Below are 17,992 nucleotides of genomic sequence, written 5' to 3'. Positions count from 1 at the left end.
ATAAAGAAACACGTTTTTTTAGAACAGACGAACAAGAAACAAAAACATTTTACAACTCCAAAAAAAGTAGTTTTATCTGATTGTTTTATGACCAAGGGGCGTTTTTGTTCTGTTGCGTATTGATAGAAAGCTTATCGGTTTTAAATAGAAAAAGAAGAGGTGATGATAGCGGTTGTCCCATTATTCTGCTAAAAACCAAGGCCGGGTGCTTTTTATATGTATCTTTGGACAGCCGTTCCGTAGCGATTTTTTTATGAAGATACCCTTGAAAAAACTGTTGGTCAAAACGCTAAAGATCAGTGGTATTACATTGGGCAGTATAGTGCTGCTAATGTTTTTATTGCCAGTACTTTTCCCGCAAACTATAACACAGAAGATTAAACAACTGGCTAACCAGCACCTTAACGGTCAGCTGAGTTTCTCGGGCACCAGTTTATCTTTCTTTAAACGTTTTCCTGAACTGACGCTTACATTGAGCGATTTTGACCTGAAAGGCAGTGCACCGTTTGAGCGTGATACACTGGCTGCGGCCAAGGAGGTTTCTTTTGCTATAGATCTTAGTTCGCTGCTGCGCAGTAAGGTGCAGATCAGTAAAATATATCTGAGTCAGGCTACCATTAACATACAGGTTGATAGCGCGGGCCACGCCAATTACAATGTGTACAAGGCATCGCCGCCAGACAAAAATGCACAGGCCGATACTGCGGCAGCATCAATGGGGATTGATCAGATCATCATCGAAAAAAGCCGTTTGGTTTATAATGATGCCTCTTTACCCATGCGCATCAACGCCCGTAATTTCAATTACACTGGCAGCGGCGATTTAAGCAAAGATGTGTTTGACTTGCACACCCACACAGAAATTGGCGCGGTTGATTTTTACTATGCCGGTCAGGCCTATGTAGTAAACAAAAAGTTGAATGCCGATTTGGTGACCAGCATCAATACCAAATCGCTGGAGTTTATTTTTCAGAAGAATGATCTGAGGATCAACCAGCTGCCGCTTCGCTTTAAAGGTCGTTTCGGCTTCATGAAGGATGGGTATGATATGGATTTTAAATTTGATTCTACCCCAACAGATCTGAGCGATATTTTTACGGCATTACCAGGCGAATATGCCAAATACATTGAGCATACCGATGTTGACGGCAAGGGAGAGATCCACCTGTCGCTGGCCGGGCAATACATCAGCGCCAAGAAAATCAATCCTGATCTAAATTTTAGTCTTAAGATCAATAACGGCTATGTGGCCAATAACAAAACGCCATCGCCGGTTAAAGATTTGTATGTGAGGATGAATGCCAGTGTGCCGCAGCTTAATCCGGATAGCCTCAAATTCAACCTTGATTCATTGCATTTCAGGATTGATCAGGATAAGTTTGATGCTTGTTTCAGGGTGAAGGGGATAAATACACCAGATATTTTTGCTCGCGTAAATACGGCTATCGACCTGGAGAAATGGAACCGGGCCTTTGGTGTAAAGGCGGTGGATCTGAAAGGACGCTATGAATTGCACCTGCTGGCTCAGGGCAAATATGCCAAAGGCGTAAAGAAGATAGGGCTGCGCCGGTATGATACGGTGATTGCCAGCGTGCCTAAGTTTCGCCTGCAGTCGGCATTTACCAACGGTTATATTAAATATGCTACACTGCCCGAGGGTGTAAAAAACATTGGTTTCAAACTGGATGCCCAATGCCCGGATAATGATATCAAGCACTTTACCCTGGCGTTGACTGATCTTAATGCCGAGGCCTTGAGCAATTTTGTAAAAGGCTACTTTAAATTGAGTAATACCGACGGCCTGGCCATGGACGGCGGCCTGAAAGCACGTTTCCACCTGGCTGATCTGAAGAAGTTTTACCCGGCAGACAGTATTGATGTGCGCGGTGATCTAAGTGCCGATGTAAGCACCAAAGGGCGCTATATTCCGGCTAAAAAGATCTTCCCGGTAACCAATGCGACTGTAGATCTTGCCAACGGCTATATTCAAACCAAGTATTATCCGCATCCAATTGAGGATTTGCAAATCAGCACCAATATCATCAATACCACTGGCACGCTGGCCGGCATGAAAATCTTTATTAAACCGGTATCATTAAAATTTGAAGGCCAGCCGTTTATGGTTCGGGCCAATCTGCAAAACTTTGCTAATCTGAATTATAGCATGCACTCGCAGGGCACGCTGGATATTGGCAAAATTTACCGCGTGTTTGCAGTTAAAGGGTATAACGTACAAGGCTTAATTACCACCAACTTTACGCTGAAAGGCAGGCAGAGTGATGCTGTTGCGGGGCGTTATGACAGGCTGGCCAACTCTGGTTCAATGCACGTTAAAGATTTGGTGTTGCGTAGCGAGCTGTTCCCTAAACCGTTCATCATCAAGAAGGGCGATTTTAGCTTTAACCAGGACAAAATGCAGTTTGATGCATTTACCGCCCGTTACGGTCGCTCGGTTATTGTGTTGAACGGTGCGCTAAGTAACGTACTGGATTACGCCGTAAAACCAGGCGCAACCCTTGCTGGTAACTTTAACCTGAAAAGCGATCTGCTGATTGCCGACGATTTTATGGCCTTTGCCGGCGGTCAGCCTACCGCGCCATCACAACCGGCACCAACCTCTACAGCCTCGGGTGTTATCCTAGTTCCCAAAACGCTGAACCTGACGTTTGAAGCCGATGTGAAAAAGGTGCGATACAGCGGAATGAACATCAGCGATGTTAAAGGACAAATGCAGATCAATAATGGTCAGTTATTATTAAAACAGGCTGGTTTTAATTTGATTGGTGCGCCAGTGGTAATGGATGCAACTTACGGCAGTATCACGCCGCAGCGGGCCTATTTTGATTACCACATCAACGCCCAGAACTTCGATATCAAGAAAGCTTATAACCAAATCAAACTGTTCCATGATATGGCGTCATCAGCCGCCAGTGCCGAGGGTATTGTATCGCTTGATTATAAATTGGGTGGCCGTTTAAATGCCAATATGAAACCCGTTTACCCATCGCTTAAAGGCGGGGGCGTGCTATCTGTAAAAAGTGTTAAGCTGAAAGGTTTCCGTTTGTTTAGTACGGTAGGCAAGCAGACCGGTCATGATAGTCTGGGTAGAACGTCAGATGTATCTAAAGTCGATATCAAGAGCAGCATCGCCAATAATATCATCACAATAGAACGTACCAAGATGAGGTTTGCAGGCTTCCGTCCGCGGTTTGAGGGACAGGTAGATTTTAAAGGCAACCTGAACCTGAAATTCCGTTTAGGCCTGCCGCCGTTTGGCATATTCGGCATTCCGATGACGATCACGGGCACACAGGAGCATCCGAAAATTCATCTGGGCAACGGCAAGAAAGAGGATGAATTGCAGGCCGAGGGTGATGATGGGCAGTAAGCGTTTTAGCCACTGAATATACCGCTCATGCTTTTTAAAGCATGTTTTTGTTACCGCAAAATGACTTGCTTTCAACAGAACGCGCAACAGATTTTCATTAATTGCGAGCTTGTTTAAATGCATCTCTATGAAATTAAGATACGTGCTGCTATTGGCCTGTTTATGTTGCCTGCAACAAACATTTGCACAAAGCAAGGATTATATACTGCTTCTCTCAAAGGGCGAAAAACAAATGTGGGTACTGGACAGACAGTCCCTCAACCTGGTAGCCAAAATACCGGTAGGTGAGGACCCGCATGAAATCGCCTTATCGGCAGATCAAAGTGTCTCCTACGTATCCAACGCCGTGATAGCCGGAACCGGGCATATCATCAATGTGATCGATTTAAAAGGCTTGAAGCCGGTTAAAGATATTGATACCCGGCCTTTTTATGTGCCACACGGTATGGCTTTTCATAGAGATACGCTGTGGTATACGGCACAGGGTTCCAAGAGTGTAGTGGCTTATGATTTGAAGGCCGACAAACCTGTTGAAGTGTTAGGTACGGGTCAGGATTTTACACATCTCATGTATCTACTGCCCAATGCAAAGACGTTTTATACCAGCAATGTTGAATCGGGTACTATCAGTATTTATGAGAAAAAGCAATTGCCTCCCTATATGCCGCCCACTGGTGTTTTACCTGCTAATGCCAAGCCGAGAACAGAATGGCGTCAATCACTTGTCAAGGTAGGTTATGGTGCCGAAGGTTTTGATGTTTCTGACGATGGCAAGGAACTCTGGACTGCCCGACCCGATGGCCATGTGGTAATTGTTGATCTCGCCGCCAAAAAAGTAAAAGTTGACTTTGACACACACGTACCAGGGCTGCATCGTCTTAAGATATTACCCGATGGAAAGACCGTAGCCATTGTGAGCGTTAAAACCGGAGATCTGCTATTTTATAACTCATTTAGTCATCAATTAGAACAAAAGATACAGATTGGGCATGGTGCGGGCATCTACATAGATAAAACCAACAACCGGATGTTTATCTCCTGCACGCCGGATAACTATGTCGCGGTTGTTGACCTTAAAACCAGAAAAGAAATCAAAAAGATTAGCATCGGCCGGCCAGATGGCATGACTGGTGCTACCGTGAATGCCGGTAATTAGCCAAAGGCGCAGTTTAATTGAATTTTTGAGATTGCGAGGAATAGATGGCGCGAAGAATCAAAATAAAGCGAGATTTGAAAAGGCGAAATAAGTAGCCCATAGTTTAATATTTCATATGGAAGTACAGGAACAAATCAAAGCATATATCGCCAGCCAACCAGAGCCAAAGCGCGGCGATATGCAAGGGCTGCACCATCGCATACTTCAAACTTTACCGGGTCGTAAATTATGGTTCGATAATGGTAAAAACAGCGAAAATAAAACGGTTAGTAATCCTAATATCGGCTATGGATCATACACCATAAGGTATGCTGATGGAAAAACCAGGGAGTTTTTTCAAATTGGTTTGAGCGCAAACACAACCGGGATGTCTGTCTACATTATGGGTATAAAAGATAAAGCATACTTAGCCCAAACCTTTGGGCAAGAAATAGGCAAGGCGAGCGTGACCGGGTACTGCATTAAGTTCAAAAAACTAAGAGATATAAATATTGACATACTTGTAGCGGCAATACGATATGGAATTGAGGTTACAAATGAGTATTAAATTTAAAACTAAGGCGCTCCTGGATTTGCAGATGTAAAATCTTTGTTTACATTTGTATTCATCAGATGATATGATGTAATGCTGATTCAGAAAAGATCATTAGCCGAAGAAGTAGCAGCCAGGCTACAGGAGCAGATTTCGTTGGGCCATTACAAGGTGAACGAAAAGCTGCCTATTGAGCCTGAGTTGATGAAAGCTTTCGGGGTAGGGCGTTCTACCATCCGCGAGGCTATTAAGCTGCTGGCTAACTCCGGCTTGTTGCGCGTGCAGCAGGGGGTGGGCACTTTTGTGGAGCGCACAACCAGCGGCGCAGAGCCAATGGATCAGCGTTTAAAGCGTGCTAAGGTGACCGATCTGGACGAGATCAGGCAGTTACTGGAAATGAAGATTGCCGAGAAAGCAGCCGCTAACCGCACAGATCGTAATATTGAAGAAATCAGCATGCATCTGACCGAGCGTAAAATAGCAGCTGACGCCAATATGGTAGAGGCTGCAGTGGAAGCAGATATTCAGTTTCATATAGCCATTGCAGAGGCATCAGGCAACCAGATACTGGCAGATCTTTATAAATCTGCCGCTATCCATCTAAAGCAATGGTTTTTGCAGATACATAACAATACTCATCCCTATACAGAAACGCATCACCTGCATGAGCAACTGCTAAACTGTATTGTAGAGCGAGATACCGCCAACGCATGGCGTACAGCCGAAAAAATAATAAACTACAGATAATCTTATTTTTTGTTTTAATTCATCAGATGATCTGATCTTAAATCTTAACTATGAACAATCAAACCGAGATCCAGGCTAAGCAAGTTGCTCAGCAAACCGTTTTTGCGGTACTCTTCACCATCAGTTTTGGTCATTTTCTTAACGATATGCTGCAGGCCGTGGTGCCATCAGTGTATCCTATGTTAAAAGATAAATTCCACCTAACGTTTACACAAATTGGCCTTATCACGCTTACGTACCAGCTAACGGCTTCTATTTTGCAGCCCTTTGTAGGTTTTTATACCGATAGAAAGCCGCGCCCGTATTCTTTGGCCATAGGCATGAGTTTTACCTTGCTGGGCTTGCTGGCCGTGGCATTTGCTGGTAGCTTTGTTAATGTATTGCTGGCAGTAAGCTTGATAGGTATTGGTTCATCCATCTTTCACCCTGAATCTTCTAGAGTGGCGCACATGGCATCGGGCGGTAAAAAAGGATTGGCGCAGTCTATTTTTCAATTGGGTGGCAATGCGGGTAGTGCCGTTGGGCCGCTGTTGGCCGCTTTGATTGTGGTGCCCCACGGGCAGCTCTATATTGTATGGTTCTGTTTTGCAGCCTTGCTGGGCATTATTGTGCTATCGGGCATTGCCAGGTGGTATCAGGCGCATTTAAGTTTAAAGGCTACTAAAACCAGGGTTGTTGCAGAGCCTCAACAAGCATTGTCGCGTAACAGGATCTTGTTTTCGCTGTTTATCTTGTTGATCCTCATCTTTTCTAAATATTTCTACCTGGCCAGTATGACCAGTTACTATACTTTTTATCTGATCAGCAAGTTCCACTTGTCGCTGCAGCAATCACAGGTTTACCTGTTTGCCTTTATGGGCGCTGTAGCAGCTGGCACTTTATTGGGTGGCCCACTGGGCGATCGTTTTGGCCGTAAATACATCATCTGGATCTCTATCCTGGGTGTGGCGCCATTTACCTTGATGTTGCCTTATGCTTCGCTGTTCTGGACAGGGGCGCTATCTGTTATCATCGGTTTGATTATTTCATCGGCTTTCTCGGCTATTCTGGTTTATGCTACAGATCTGGTACCCGGTAAAGTTGGTCTGATAGCCGGTTTATTTTTTGGTTTGGCTTTTGGCATGGGCGGTTTGGGTTCAGCCGTATTAGGCAAACTGGCGGACGCAACCAGCGTGCAGTATGTGTTTCAAATTTGCGCCTTCCTACCCCTTATTGGCATCTTTACCGGTTTGTTGCCTAATTTAGAACATAAGCGGGCACGCTAATTGTTATAACGTAGCCATAACCGTATAATTTAAACGTTATGGCTACGTTTATTAATTATTCATTCTGGTATGGATAGAATGATTTTCGTTTCTTTGCAGCAATGATCAAAAGGATAGCTGTTTTCTTGATGATGGGACATCTGCTCTTCGGCGCTATTGTGCTGCCGCTGGGCGATTTTTCATTGATGAAAGAGCTGCCGGGTATGTATCGGGCCTATGCAAAAGTGGTATCGCCTGAGGATAAAGGCGTATTTGATTTTGTTGGCGATTACTTGCTCAATGGTAAAGATCTGTTAGGTCATAACCAGCATGATCAGCCGAGCAAATCCACTGCTTTCCAATTTCAGCACCCTGCTGTTTTTGCCGTGATCATTCATCCTGCGGCGCCTTTGAGTACACCGGTGCAAATGCCGGCCATGTCTATACTCAATGCCGTTTATCTATCAGCCGCCCCAAGCGACTATCACCCTACTTTATTGCGCCCTCCTTTAGCGTAAGCGTACCTCCATCTATTTATTCATTTATTTTATTACGCAAACGCTAAAATTTTTATGCGCAAACTATTTTTATGGGTTGTGCTGCTGCTGTCTTTTTCGGCACGCGCACAAAACACCCTGCACCTCGTTGTGAAAGACGACGAGTCTAAACAGTCTTTGGTCGGTGCCACGGCTTATATTCCAGTTCTTAAAATTGGAGCAGTTTCAGATACAAGTGGTCGTATCACTATTAAAAATATCCCTGCCGGGAAATACGATGTAAAGATTAGCATGGTGAGCTATATGGCTCAGGAAAAGACATTTACTTTTCCGCTGAAAACCGCTGATCAAAACATAGAAGTTTTTCTGGAGCCGATGTCGGGCGAGTTGGCCGAGGTGGTGATCCAAACCAACCGTACAGGTCGGAACCGGAGCGATATACCAACCCGTATTGAAGCCCTACCTCCAGAAGAGTTGGACGAAAAAGGTACCATGCGTCCCGGCGACATTCGGATGCTGCTGGGCGAGATTACCGGCGTGCACGTTCAAAACACCTCGCCGGTGAGTGGTATGGCCAGTTTCCGTATTCAGGGTTTGGATAGCCGTTACACGCAGTTGCTGCAAGACGGCTTGCCAATGTATGATGGTTTTTCAGGCGGGTTAAGCCTGGTACAGGTATCGCCCCTTAACTTAAAACAGGTAGAGATTATTAAAGGATCGGCCTCTACACTATATGGTGGCGGCGCTATTGCAGGTTTGGTTAACCTTATCAGCAAAACCCCTTCAAAAAAGCCCGAACTGTCATTCCTGATTAACCAGAACACCGCAAAAGGCACTGATGCAAGCGGCTTTTACAGCAAGCAATGGAAAAACGTAGGTACAACCATCTTTAGCTCTTATAACTACAACGGCGCTTTTGACGCGGGTAATACCGGTTTCTCCGCCATCCCCAAAACCAACCGCTTTATGGTTAATCCTAAACTGTTCTGGAAAATGGGCAGCAAAGATTCGTTGTGGTTGGGTGTTAACGTAATGCACGAAGACCGCTTAGGCGGAGATATACAGGTGATTGCCGGTAATACCGATAGCCAGCACCAATACTTCGAGCATAATATCAGTGATCGTTTGTCGTCTCAGTTATCTTATACCCACCAGTTAGATAGTGCCAGCCAGCTTAATTTTAAGAACACTGTAGGTTACTTTAACAGAAGCATCAACCAGCCGCAGTTCAGCTTTAAGGGAGCGCAGGTATCATCTTATACCGAGGCCAACTACGTGCGTAACGGTAAATATGCCAGCTGGGTGGCCGGTGCCGATATATGGACCGATAAACTAACACCTCAAAATGGCAGTGTAAACCTGGGCTATAGCCGCAATACCTGTGGCGTATTTGCGCAGAATACCTTTAAGCCTGCCAAATGGTTTGCGGTTGAGAGCGGTTTAAGGCTGGATGGCAATACGCCATCGCCGGCGGCGCCATCAAACGGCGTGTTCCTGTTGCCGCGCGTAAATACACTGTTTACGCTGGATGAACATTGGAGCAGCCGCATTGGTGGCGGTTTGGGCTATAAGATGCCCGATATTTTTAACGATGATGCTGAAGAGCAAGGCTACCGCTATCTCCAACCGTTAAACGTTGGTGCCATTAAGGCCGAGCATTCTGCAGGTGTCAATGCCGATGTTAACTACAAAGGCGCAGTAGGTCATGCTTTTCTACAGGTTAACCAGCTGGTTTTCTTGACCAAGGTGAATGATCCGCTGGTGCTGCAACACAATGCCTTTGTTAACGCGCCGGGCTACCTGACCAGCAAAGGCGCAGAAACCAATGTTAAATTGCTGATGGATGAACTGGGCATTTATCTGGGCTATACCTATACCGATGTGCAGCGCCACTTTAATGGATTGACTAGCGCACAAACGCTCACACCGAAGCATCAGTTAAATGCTGACGTAACCTATGAGATCGAAAACTGTTTCCGTGCAGGTGTGGAGGGCTTTTATACCAGCTCACAACTATTGGGCGACGGTACTACCGGTCGCGGTTATTGGACCTTTGGCTTGTTGGTACAAAAGATGTGGAAGCATTTTGACATATTCATCAATGCCGAAAACCTGACCGACCAGCGCCAGAGCAAATGGGGGCAGATTTACACTGGGCCAACATCAAGCCCAATCTTTAAAGACATTTACGCACCGCTGGATGGGGCAGTAGTAAATGCAGGCATCAGAATAAAGGTGCTTTAGTAAACTGATAGTGATGATAATGAAAGTCCTCCCGGTAATGCCGTGGAGGACTTTTTTTATGCTGTTTAGTTGTGATTTGATTCTGGTTAGCTGTTACAATAACAGCCAAAAAATCATAAATTTACGTTAACCCCAATCAGCGAAAACACCAACTTAAACACACAAGCAGATGATCAAAAACGTAGCTGTAATTTTGGCATTGGCCACATCATTCGGTTCTGGTTTCGCATTTAAATCAGTTTTAACCAAATCCAATCAAAACAATATAAAAATGAAACGAGTAACCGGTATTGGCGGCATTTTCTTTAAATGCAATGATCCTGAAAAGATGAGAGAATGGTACAAAACCCATCTCGGTTTTGATGTGAGTCCGTACGGAGCCAAGTTCGACTGGCATCATGGTACCGACACCACCAACAAAGGATACACACTGTGGACGCCCTTTGCAGAAAAGACCAAGTATTTTGAACCCTCAACCAAAGACTTTATGATTAACTACAGGGTTGAAAACCTGGAAGCGTTGGTAGAAGAATTGAAAAAGGAAGGCGTAACCGTATTAGACAAAGTTGAAACCTATGAGTACGGCAAATTTGCGCATATTCTGGACATGGAAGGCAACAAGATAGAACTGTTTGAGCCTGCCGAAAAATAACAAGGTAGGAGCTATTAAGCAATCATCTCTTTAGGCATCTCCCTGAAGGTGTAACAGCTTTCATCTGCTACTTTAATGCTATCGCGGTTGGCCGTCAAAAAGTTTGCGCCCCATTTTTCTAGGGCATAGAAAATAGTGGCCAGCTCTTTGCCCAGGTCGGTAAAAGTATATTCAACGCGTGGTGGAACCTCTGGGTACACTGTGCGATGGATGATCTTATCTTCTTCCAGCTCCCGTAATTGCTGCGAAAGCATCTTTTCGGTAAGGCCGAGAATGTTGCGGTGGATCTCGCTGTAACGCATCGGGCCGCTCATTAACTGGTTTAGAATTTGGATTTTCCACTTGCCGGTTATTACGCTGAGCGCTGCTGACATGGCGCAGGTGTATTCGGGATGTCTTTGTTTTGTCATTTTAAAAAACGCAAAGTTTCGCTATCTTCAAACGCAGCCATAACCTACTTTTTAGTGCGTACCGTACAAAATGGTACATTCTTGACGCGGGTTCAATCCCAATGTAGATTTGTGCTACTAAAACAAAAGTAATGAAAAAATTAGCCAATAAAACAGCAGTAATTACCGGTGGAAACAGCGGTATCGGTTTTGCCACAGCACAAGAGTTTATAGCTCAGGGCGCCAAAGTGATCATCACCGGTCGTAACCAGAAATCAATAGATGAGGCCGTTGCCCAACTGGGCGAAAGCGCCTTTGGTGTAGTTGCCGATAGCAACAGCATGCAACAGATAAAAGAGTTGGGTAATAAAGTGAAAGCTATAGCTCCGCAGATAGATATTGTTTTTATCAATGCCGGTATGGGCAAGTTTAACTCTGTTGAACAAATGACCGAAGAGATGTTTGATGAGATTATGGACATCAACTTTAAAGGTGCTTATTTTAGCCTGCAACAATTATTACCACTGGTAAAGGAGGGCGGTTCCATTGTCTTTAATACTTCTATCAATGCCCATATTGGCATGGCTGGTGCCAGCGTTTATGCTGCAAGTAAAGCTGCCTTGTTATCGCTTACTAAAAACCTGGCTGCCGAGCTATTGCCGCGCAAAATACGTGTAAATGCGGTAAGCCCCGGTCCGGTGGGCACCCCGTTCCACTCAACCGATAAGCTTGGCCTTACCCAGGAACAATTACAACAAATGGGAAATGCCATTGTTGAACAAGTGCCTATTGGCCGTTTTGGTACCATGGAAGAACTGGCCAAGGTGGTTACCTTCTTTGCGTCTGATGATTCTACTTTCCTGTTAGGATCTGAGCTGATTGCCGATGGGGGTATGTATAACTTATAATAATAAGTTTGATGATGATGAATAAAAGTGAGCGGGTGCATGTTATATGTGCCCACTCACTTTTTTTTATCCGGATAATCCAGAATGGTTGACGTTTCTCCAATAATCTTGCGGATGTGCTGGTCCAGTTCGTCTGCAGATTGAGAAAGGGCTTCCAATAATTTGGGGTCGCCATTGCCTTTAAATTCGTCGGCAATAAGTTGGGTGAGTGCCATGATTTTGGTGAGCGGCATCCGCACCAGGTGCGATTGAATATAGGCAATCTCCTTCAGCTTTTCATTTTGTTTTTGGATAGCTTCTACCTGCTCTACCTGCCGGGTAATATCATTAACCACAATCATCCGCGCCGATTTTCCTTTTAGGCTGATATTGCTGCGCAGCACTTCCACATGTATTAGTGAGCCGTCTTTGCGAATGTGCCGGGCGACGAGCGTTGGGAGGGAGCCATCAGTATGAGGCTCTTCCTCGATATATTTTAACAGAAAGGGGATGTCTTCATCCAAATGAAGGTCTGTTAGCCTTAGTTCCAGAAATTCTTTTTCTGAATAGCCATAAATTTCAGTTGCCGCTTTATTGGTCTCTAAAAAATTTAGCGTCTCAATACTAAAGACCAATTTGGCTGATGGGCTTAGTGTAAACAACGTTCGGTACCGTTTTTCAGACTCGCGCAGTGAAAGGTGCAAAAGCTGCTTTTCAAAAAACTCATTTTTTAGTTCTTCGTGAATTTCGGCCTCCTTGCGCATGGTGCGTTCCAGCCGGGCAATGGTTTGGCGGATCATTACCACAATAACACTATTCAAAAATAGAAAGTTGACCGAATAGGTAAGCCAGTCCATCAGTGTCACTTTTGCCAGCGCTTCAGTATGGATTAGTTTTAAAGCTATACCTAACGCAAATGCTAAGCATACACCAATATTGACCCACATGGCCCGCCACGCAAATTTACCGGAGAAATGCAGCGCGTAAAATGCGCTGCAGGTAAGCAGGTAAGTACAGCCTATACCGAATGACCCCATAAAAGCAATGAGCATAACGGCAGTAAGCACAAGGGCACCGGAAACGGTTAATTTGCGTAGCGACATGGGCAAGCGTGGAACGAGTGAAACCAGTGCCACTACCAGCATCATAACCGTGCCGAAAATGCTCAGGTATAAATTCCCTTTTTTTAAAGAAACGTACACAGCCGGAATAAGCGCCAAAAAACCGGCAGGTAAACCGTAAACTATAGCCTGGGTAAACAGGCGATTTGACAAATATTCGGCGTCTCTGGTTTGCCCGGCCGATGGCGGCTGCAAAGCCGCTTCTACGTAGTTGCGGTAGGCAATCCACGGTTTAAATTGTGTGGGCTTTGAAAGGGGCTGCTTCATAGAAAGATGATAAGTTCGGTAGAAGTCTCGAAGATAGCAAATACGCCAGTTAATTGCTTTAACTACCCCGATTGAAATCTAACTGCAATTTTATTGAGATTGATTGCATGGATCTGAATTTGTGCACGTGTGCGTAAAAGCCGTCGTCTCATTGGTGGGAATCGTCGCCATATTCTGCCTGCTCGTCTACTTTTCAAATTTGCCGCTCCGTTATTATGCATATTGCGCCATAATAAGCTCGAAACGTTATGTTAAAAAGAATTTTATCACTCATATTATTGGTGGTTTTAACCAAGCTGGCAATAGCCCAAAAAAGCTATACTGTAACCGGTTTGGTTAAAGACACTACGGGGCTAACCGTCCCCGGCGCTACCGTTACTTTGCTAACCGGAAAAGACAGTGTATCGCTCAGTACCGGCATGAACGGTACTTTTACTATTAAGAATATCCCGGCAAGCCAGTTTGCATTGCATATCTCTGCTATTGGCTATAACAACTTCAAACAAAATTATGCACCTGCGGATGCCGGTACGTTGATCAACCTTCCGGCTATCGTACTAAAAACCAGTTCAACAGTACTTAAAACGGTTACGGTAACCGGCGTTAATCCTGTTAAATTGAAGGAGGATACCATTGAGTTTAACGCTAACGCCTATAAAGTGCAGGAGGGGGCGCCGGTAGAAGATGTGATTAAGAAACTGCCGGGTGTAGATGTAGATAAAGACGGCAATGTAACCGCCCAGGGCAAAAGCGTAACCAAAGTGCGTGTAAACGGTAAAGATTTCTTTAATGGCGACGTAAAGACCGCCACTCAAAACCTGCCAGCTAACATTGTACAAAACATACAAATTATTGATGACTACGGCGATCAGGCTAATCTGACAGGCCTGAAGACCGGCGAGCCAGAAAAGGTGCTAAATATTACTATTAAGGCCGATAAAAACTACGGCTACTTTGGCCAGGCCAATGTTGGCGGCGGTGCCGATGCACAAGATGCTGTGGTTAGTAAGGATGCAGATAGCAGGCACCTGGTATCGGGTACCCTGTTTAAGTTCAACGGCGATCAGCAGGTGGCAGGGTTGGTTAATTTCAATAATACAAATACCAGTCTTTTTAGCTTTGGTGGTGGCGGTCCGCGTAGCGGCGGTCCTGGTGGCCGCGGTGGTGGTGGCCCGGGCGGTCCGGGTACATCGGCAAACAGCAATGGTATTACCGATACCCGCTCTGCGGGTTTGAACTATCGTGATCAGTGGGGGAAATATACAACCGTTTATGGTAGCTATAGCTTTTCTGATAATACCGTGAATACCATCAGTTCAACTATTCAGAATAATACTTCGTTAACGTCGCCAAGTATTAACAATACCAATAATAATCAGACTGACGATAAGCTCAATCATCGTTTTAACCTCAACATTGAATACAAACCGAACGATTTGAACTATGTGAAAATATCCCCAACGTTTAGCTACGCCGGTGTTAATACATCGCTAACACAGGGTAGTTTGCTTACGCGGAATAACGCTACTATCAGCAACTATAATTTAACATCTACGCTCAATTCAACATCGCCAAATTATGGCACCAACGTGTTGTATCTCCATAAATTTGGTACTTCCGGTCGTAACTTCAGCGTTAATGTTAGCGCGGGATCAACCTCATTAACGCAAACGCAAAATCCTGTTTATGATTATATAGCGGGTACACGCAGTGCTCCTGCCAACCAACTGATCAGCACCAACGTCAGGTTGGATAGTATCGGTACCCAGTTTTCTTATATGGAGCCACTGAGCAAACGCTCATTCATGGAGCTGAACTATGCCTATCACTATGGCCGTACCACATCTGATAAAGAAACCGATACGCTTGCTACAGGCAACGTGCGTAACCGCTATGATTTGCTGAGCAATGATTATGCCTTCAATTTCATTACCAACCGTGTTGGCCTTAACTATCGTTTCATCGAACAGAAATACAATTATACCCTGGGCATTGGCCTGCAGCCAACTATGCTGGATGGCTACTCGGCTAAAGCCGGTGTTGATACGCGTGTAACTACGCTAAACTTTGCGCCTACGGCTCGTTTTGTTTATAACATGTCGCGCAGCCAGTCGTTCAACTTTAACTATAGCGGGGCCAGCAATCAGCCTACGTATAGCGAGCTGCAACCTGTTACCGATTTTTCTAACAGCCTGTACCCGGTTCAGGGTAACGCCAGTTTGAAGCCAGAGTTTAACAACAATGTATCCATCAGGTATAATCAGTTTGATTTTCAGTCGGGTAACGTGTTCTTTGCCAACCTGGGCTTCACCCAAACCAGCAATAAAATTGTTGCCAATAGCATCACTTACCCAACCACGTATACGCCAGATAAAAACCTGGCGGGTACCATATTAACCAGATATCAGAACGCGGACGGTTTCTATACCGCATCTGGCAACTATGTATATGCCAAGCCCTGGCAGGAGCGACGTTATACGCTGATGTTTAACGGTAACATTAGCTATAGCAATAACATTTCTTATATCAGCAACGTAGCGCCGACTACTTATGAAATGACTACCGAGAAAAACTTGGCCAAGAGCCTTAACCTTACTCAGGGCATCCGCTTCCGTACAGATATAACGAATGTGATTGATGCCGAGATAAATGGCAGCTATGGTATTACACGTACCAACAACTCGTTAACACAGAACAACCTGAACAACAATTTCAGAACGTTGACGCTGGGCGCTAATGGTAAAAACTACTTCGGCACCTGGACGCTGAGCTATGATTATTCAAAAGCGCTTTATTATGGATATGCCGGTGCTACCAATCCTAATATCCTGAATGCTTACGTTGAAAAGAAGTTTTTGAAACAAAATGTAGGCGCACTAAGGTTATCAGCCTTTGATTTATTTAACCAAAACACCGGTTTTTCTACCACGCAAAGTGGTAGCTATATTACGCAAACACAGAGCAATCGTTTAGGCAGGTACTTCCTGCTCAGCTTCACATTACGCTTGCAAAAGTTTGCGGGACAGCGTCCTAGCCCCCCTGATGGTGGTCCTGGTGGTTTCCGCGGCCCTGGTCGCGGTGGTCCTGATTTTGGCGGCGGTCCTGGCGGTCCTGGAGAGTGATAGAATTATAAAGTTTAAACATTTGATTTATTATTCTTATTTAGACTTATTCTTATTAACTTCGTCGCACTTAAACGGTAACACCACATGAAGAAACTACTCACCGCTATGCTAACCATGGCGTCGCTTGCTGCAGCAGCACAGCAGCAAAATACCCTGCTCGATCAATCTTTCTGGCGCAATAACCCAGATCTGGCGGCCGTGAAAGCTGAGGTAGCCAAGGGCAATAGCGCAACGCAATCAAACGCCATGGCGATGGATCCAATTGCAATGGCCATTAACGCTGGCGCGCCAACAGAAACTATAAAATATCTGTTGGATCAACCTGGGGCTGATATTAACAAGCCAACGCACGATGGTCGTACTTACCTGCATTTGGCTGCCGCCCGCGGCAATACAGAGTTGATGGAATATTTATTGGGCAAAGGAGCAAAGGTCAACGTACAAGACTCTCACGGTACCACACCGCTTACATCAGCAGCCGGTAGCGGACAGGCGAACACCAAGGTTTACGATATTCTGCTGGCACATGGCGACGATCTGAAAAAGAATGTAAACGGCGATGGTGCTAACGCGCTCTTGCTGGCTATTGCTAATGATAAAGATTTTGCACTTACCAATTACTTTGTTAGTAAGGGGCTGGATGTTAAGAGTGCAGACGCCAAAGGTAATAACGCATTTGCGTATGCGGCTAAGAGCGGCAATATCGATCAGATGAAAGCTGTTTTAGCCAAAGGCGTACCGGTTAGCCAGCAAGCTATACTAATGGCTGCACAAGGCGGCGGTGGCCGTAGGGGAGGTTTCGGTGGCCCAGGTATGGGCGGCCAAGGAGCGGGCGAGCGTGGCCAGGGAGGTGCTGAGCGCGGCCAAGGCGGTGGCAATCGTGAAGGAGGCGCTGGTCGTGGTCAGGGGGGCTTTGGCGGTGCACAGGGTGCTTTTGGTGGTGGCAACACTATCGGTCTGCCTGTTTATCAATACCTGGAGAGTGTTGGCGTAAAAGCCACGGCTGTTAGTGCCGATGGACAGAACGTGTTGCATTACCTGGCTCGTAAGCAAGGGCAGACAGAAATTATTCAATATTTTCTTAGCAAAGGTGTAGATGTCAATCAAGCTGACGAAGACGGTCTAACACCATTAATGAATGCGGCTTCAGGTAACCGTGATACGGCCACGATTGCCTTGCTGTTACCTAAAGTAAAAAACATTAATCAGGCTACTCCACAAGGGCAAACGGCTTTAACGCTTGCTGTTAAAAGCAACTCGCCACAAGTAATCAGCTACCTGATTGGCGGCGGAGCTGATGTAAAGGTTTTAGATAAAAAAGGAAATAACCTGGTTTACTATGCAGTAGAAGGTTACGGTGCGGGTGAGCGCAGATTTGATGCTCCGCGCCCGGAAGATTTGGATGTCAAACTAAACTTGCTGAAAGCAAAAGGGCTGGATATCACCGCGCCGCAGCAAAATGGCAATACCCTGTATCACCTGGCTGTTGCTAAAAATGATCTGGCATTGGTGCAGCACTTGCAACCGCTGAATATAGATGTTAATGCCAAAAATAAAGAAGGTATCACCGCTTTACACAAAGCGGCCATGATTGCTAAAGACGATACCATGATGAAGTATCTGCTCAGCATCGGTGCGAAAAAAGAGCTCGGTACGAGCTTTAACGAGACGGCCTATGATCTGGCCAGCGCTAACGAAACCCTTACCAAAAATCAAGTATCTGTTAACTTCCTTAAATAACAT

13 protein-coding genes are annotated in these 17,992 nt (G+C 45.3%); 11 read left to right on the top strand and 2 right to left on the bottom strand.

The window, feature by feature from the left end; translation table 11 throughout:
• Window positions 1-265: 265 nt before the first annotated feature.
• The 8 genes from ABZR88_RS11360 (at window position 266) to ABZR88_RS11325 (ending at window position 10,460) form a co-directional block, all read left to right on the top strand.
• The gene (locus ABZR88_RS11360) at window positions 266-3,388 is read left to right on the top strand and encodes an AsmA family protein (protein WP_369434687.1); all 3,123 of its coding nucleotides are present in this window, start codon (window positions 266-268) and stop codon (window positions 3,386-3,388) included.
• Between the two features lie 127 nt (window positions 3,389-3,515).
• Window positions 3,516-4,544: a hypothetical protein gene (locus tag ABZR88_RS11355; protein ID WP_107830338.1), complete on the top strand. Its 1,029-nt coding sequence runs from the start codon at window positions 3,516-3,518 to the stop codon at window positions 4,542-4,544.
• Between the two features lie 115 nt (window positions 4,545-4,659).
• Window positions 4,660-5,091: a DUF1801 domain-containing protein gene (locus ABZR88_RS11350; RefSeq protein WP_107830336.1), complete on the top strand. Its 432-nt coding sequence runs from the start codon at window positions 4,660-4,662 to the stop codon at window positions 5,089-5,091.
• A 78-nt stretch (window positions 5,092-5,169) separates the two neighbouring features.
• Window positions 5,170-5,823, top strand: coding sequence for a FadR/GntR family transcriptional regulator (locus tag ABZR88_RS11345; protein WP_107830334.1), 654 nt, complete (start codon window positions 5,170-5,172; stop codon window positions 5,821-5,823).
• Window positions 5,824-5,873: 50 nt separating this feature from the next.
• On the top strand, window positions 5,874-7,088 hold the full coding sequence (locus ABZR88_RS11340) for an MFS transporter (protein WP_107830332.1): 1,215 nt from the start codon (window positions 5,874-5,876) through the stop codon (window positions 7,086-7,088).
• Window positions 7,089-7,189: 101 nt separating this feature from the next.
• Entirely contained in the window at window positions 7,190-7,585 is a 396-nt protein-coding gene (locus ABZR88_RS11335) for a hypothetical protein (protein ID WP_107830330.1), read from the top strand.
• A gap of 54 nt (window positions 7,586-7,639) precedes the next feature.
• Window positions 7,640-9,808 (top strand): TonB-dependent receptor, encoded by a 2,169-nt coding sequence (locus ABZR88_RS11330; protein ID WP_107830328.1) that lies wholly within the window; start codon window positions 7,640-7,642, stop codon window positions 9,806-9,808.
• Window positions 9,809-9,977: 169 nt separating this feature from the next.
• The gene (locus ABZR88_RS11325) at window positions 9,978-10,460 is read left to right on the top strand and encodes a VOC family protein (protein ID WP_211309853.1); all 483 of its coding nucleotides are present in this window, start codon (window positions 9,978-9,980) and stop codon (window positions 10,458-10,460) included.
• Window positions 10,461-10,474: 14 nt separating this feature from the next.
• On the opposite strand, the gene ABZR88_RS11320 is transcribed toward ABZR88_RS11325, so the two are convergent.
• The gene (locus ABZR88_RS11320) at window positions 10,475-10,870 is read right to left on the bottom strand and encodes a helix-turn-helix domain-containing protein (protein ID WP_107830326.1); all 396 of its coding nucleotides are present in this window, start codon (window positions 10,868-10,870) and stop codon (window positions 10,475-10,477) included.
• 131 nt (window positions 10,871-11,001) lie between these two features.
• On the opposite strand from ABZR88_RS11320, the gene ABZR88_RS11315 reads away from it, so the two are divergent.
• Window positions 11,002-11,757 carry an SDR family oxidoreductase gene (locus ABZR88_RS11315; RefSeq protein WP_107830324.1) on the top strand — a complete coding sequence of 252 codons (756 nt, stop codon included), beginning with the start codon at window positions 11,002-11,004 and terminating at the stop codon, window positions 11,755-11,757.
• Window positions 11,758-11,813: 56 nt separating this feature from the next.
• Here ABZR88_RS11315 and ABZR88_RS11310 read toward each other — a convergent pair whose 3' ends face one another.
• Complete coding sequence (locus ABZR88_RS11310; protein WP_107830322.1) at window positions 11,814-13,124, bottom strand: PAS domain S-box protein; 1,311 nt, start codon at window positions 13,122-13,124, stop codon at window positions 11,814-11,816.
• Between the two features lie 248 nt (window positions 13,125-13,372).
• On the opposite strand from ABZR88_RS11310, the gene ABZR88_RS11305 reads away from it, so the two are divergent.
• Together ABZR88_RS11305 and ABZR88_RS11300 are read left to right on the top strand one after the other, a co-directional pair.
• The gene (locus tag ABZR88_RS11305; RefSeq protein ID WP_107830320.1) at window positions 13,373-16,246 is read left to right on the top strand and encodes a TonB-dependent receptor; all 2,874 of its coding nucleotides are present in this window, start codon (window positions 13,373-13,375) and stop codon (window positions 16,244-16,246) included.
• Window positions 16,247-16,333: 87 nt separating this feature from the next.
• Window positions 16,334-17,989 carry an ankyrin repeat domain-containing protein gene (locus ABZR88_RS11300; RefSeq protein WP_107830318.1) on the top strand — a complete coding sequence of 552 codons (1,656 nt, stop codon included), beginning with the start codon at window positions 16,334-16,336 and terminating at the stop codon, window positions 17,987-17,989.
• Window positions 17,990-17,992 lie beyond the last annotated feature (3 nt).

The organism is Mucilaginibacter yixingensis, from assembly GCF_041080815.1.
Taxonomy (GTDB): Bacteria; Bacteroidota; Bacteroidia; order Sphingobacteriales; family Sphingobacteriaceae; genus Mucilaginibacter; species Mucilaginibacter yixingensis.
Note: the sequence above shows the minus strand (reverse complement) of the source record. Positions and strands in the feature narration are given on the sequence as shown.

Coding starts and splice junctions, on each gene's coding strand:
- ABZR88_RS11355 (WP_107830338.1), top strand. CDS start 3,516: ATGAAATTAAGATACGTGCTGCTATTGGCCTGTTTATGTTGCCTGCAA.
- ABZR88_RS11350 (WP_107830336.1), top strand. CDS start 4,660: ATGGAAGTACAGGAACAAATCAAAGCATATATCGCCAGCCAACCAGAG.
- ABZR88_RS11345 (WP_107830334.1), top strand. CDS start 5,170: ATGCTGATTCAGAAAAGATCATTAGCCGAAGAAGTAGCAGCCAGGCTA.
- ABZR88_RS11340 (WP_107830332.1), top strand. CDS start 5,874: ATGAACAATCAAACCGAGATCCAGGCTAAGCAAGTTGCTCAGCAAACC.
- ABZR88_RS11335 (WP_107830330.1), top strand. CDS start 7,190: ATGATCAAAAGGATAGCTGTTTTCTTGATGATGGGACATCTGCTCTTC.
- ABZR88_RS11330 (WP_107830328.1), top strand. CDS start 7,640: ATGCGCAAACTATTTTTATGGGTTGTGCTGCTGCTGTCTTTTTCGGCA.
- ABZR88_RS11325 (WP_211309853.1), top strand. CDS start 9,978: ATGATCAAAAACGTAGCTGTAATTTTGGCATTGGCCACATCATTCGGT.
- ABZR88_RS11320 (WP_107830326.1), bottom strand. CDS start 10,870: ATGACAAAACAAAGACATCCCGAATACACCTGCGCCATGTCAGCAGCG.
- ABZR88_RS11315 (WP_107830324.1), top strand. CDS start 11,002: ATGAAAAAATTAGCCAATAAAACAGCAGTAATTACCGGTGGAAACAGC.
- ABZR88_RS11310 (WP_107830322.1), bottom strand. CDS start 13,124: ATGAAGCAGCCCCTTTCAAAGCCCACACAATTTAAACCGTGGATTGCC.
- ABZR88_RS11305 (WP_107830320.1), top strand. CDS start 13,373: ATGTTAAAAAGAATTTTATCACTCATATTATTGGTGGTTTTAACCAAG.
- ABZR88_RS11300 (WP_107830318.1), top strand. CDS start 16,334: ATGAAGAAACTACTCACCGCTATGCTAACCATGGCGTCGCTTGCTGCA.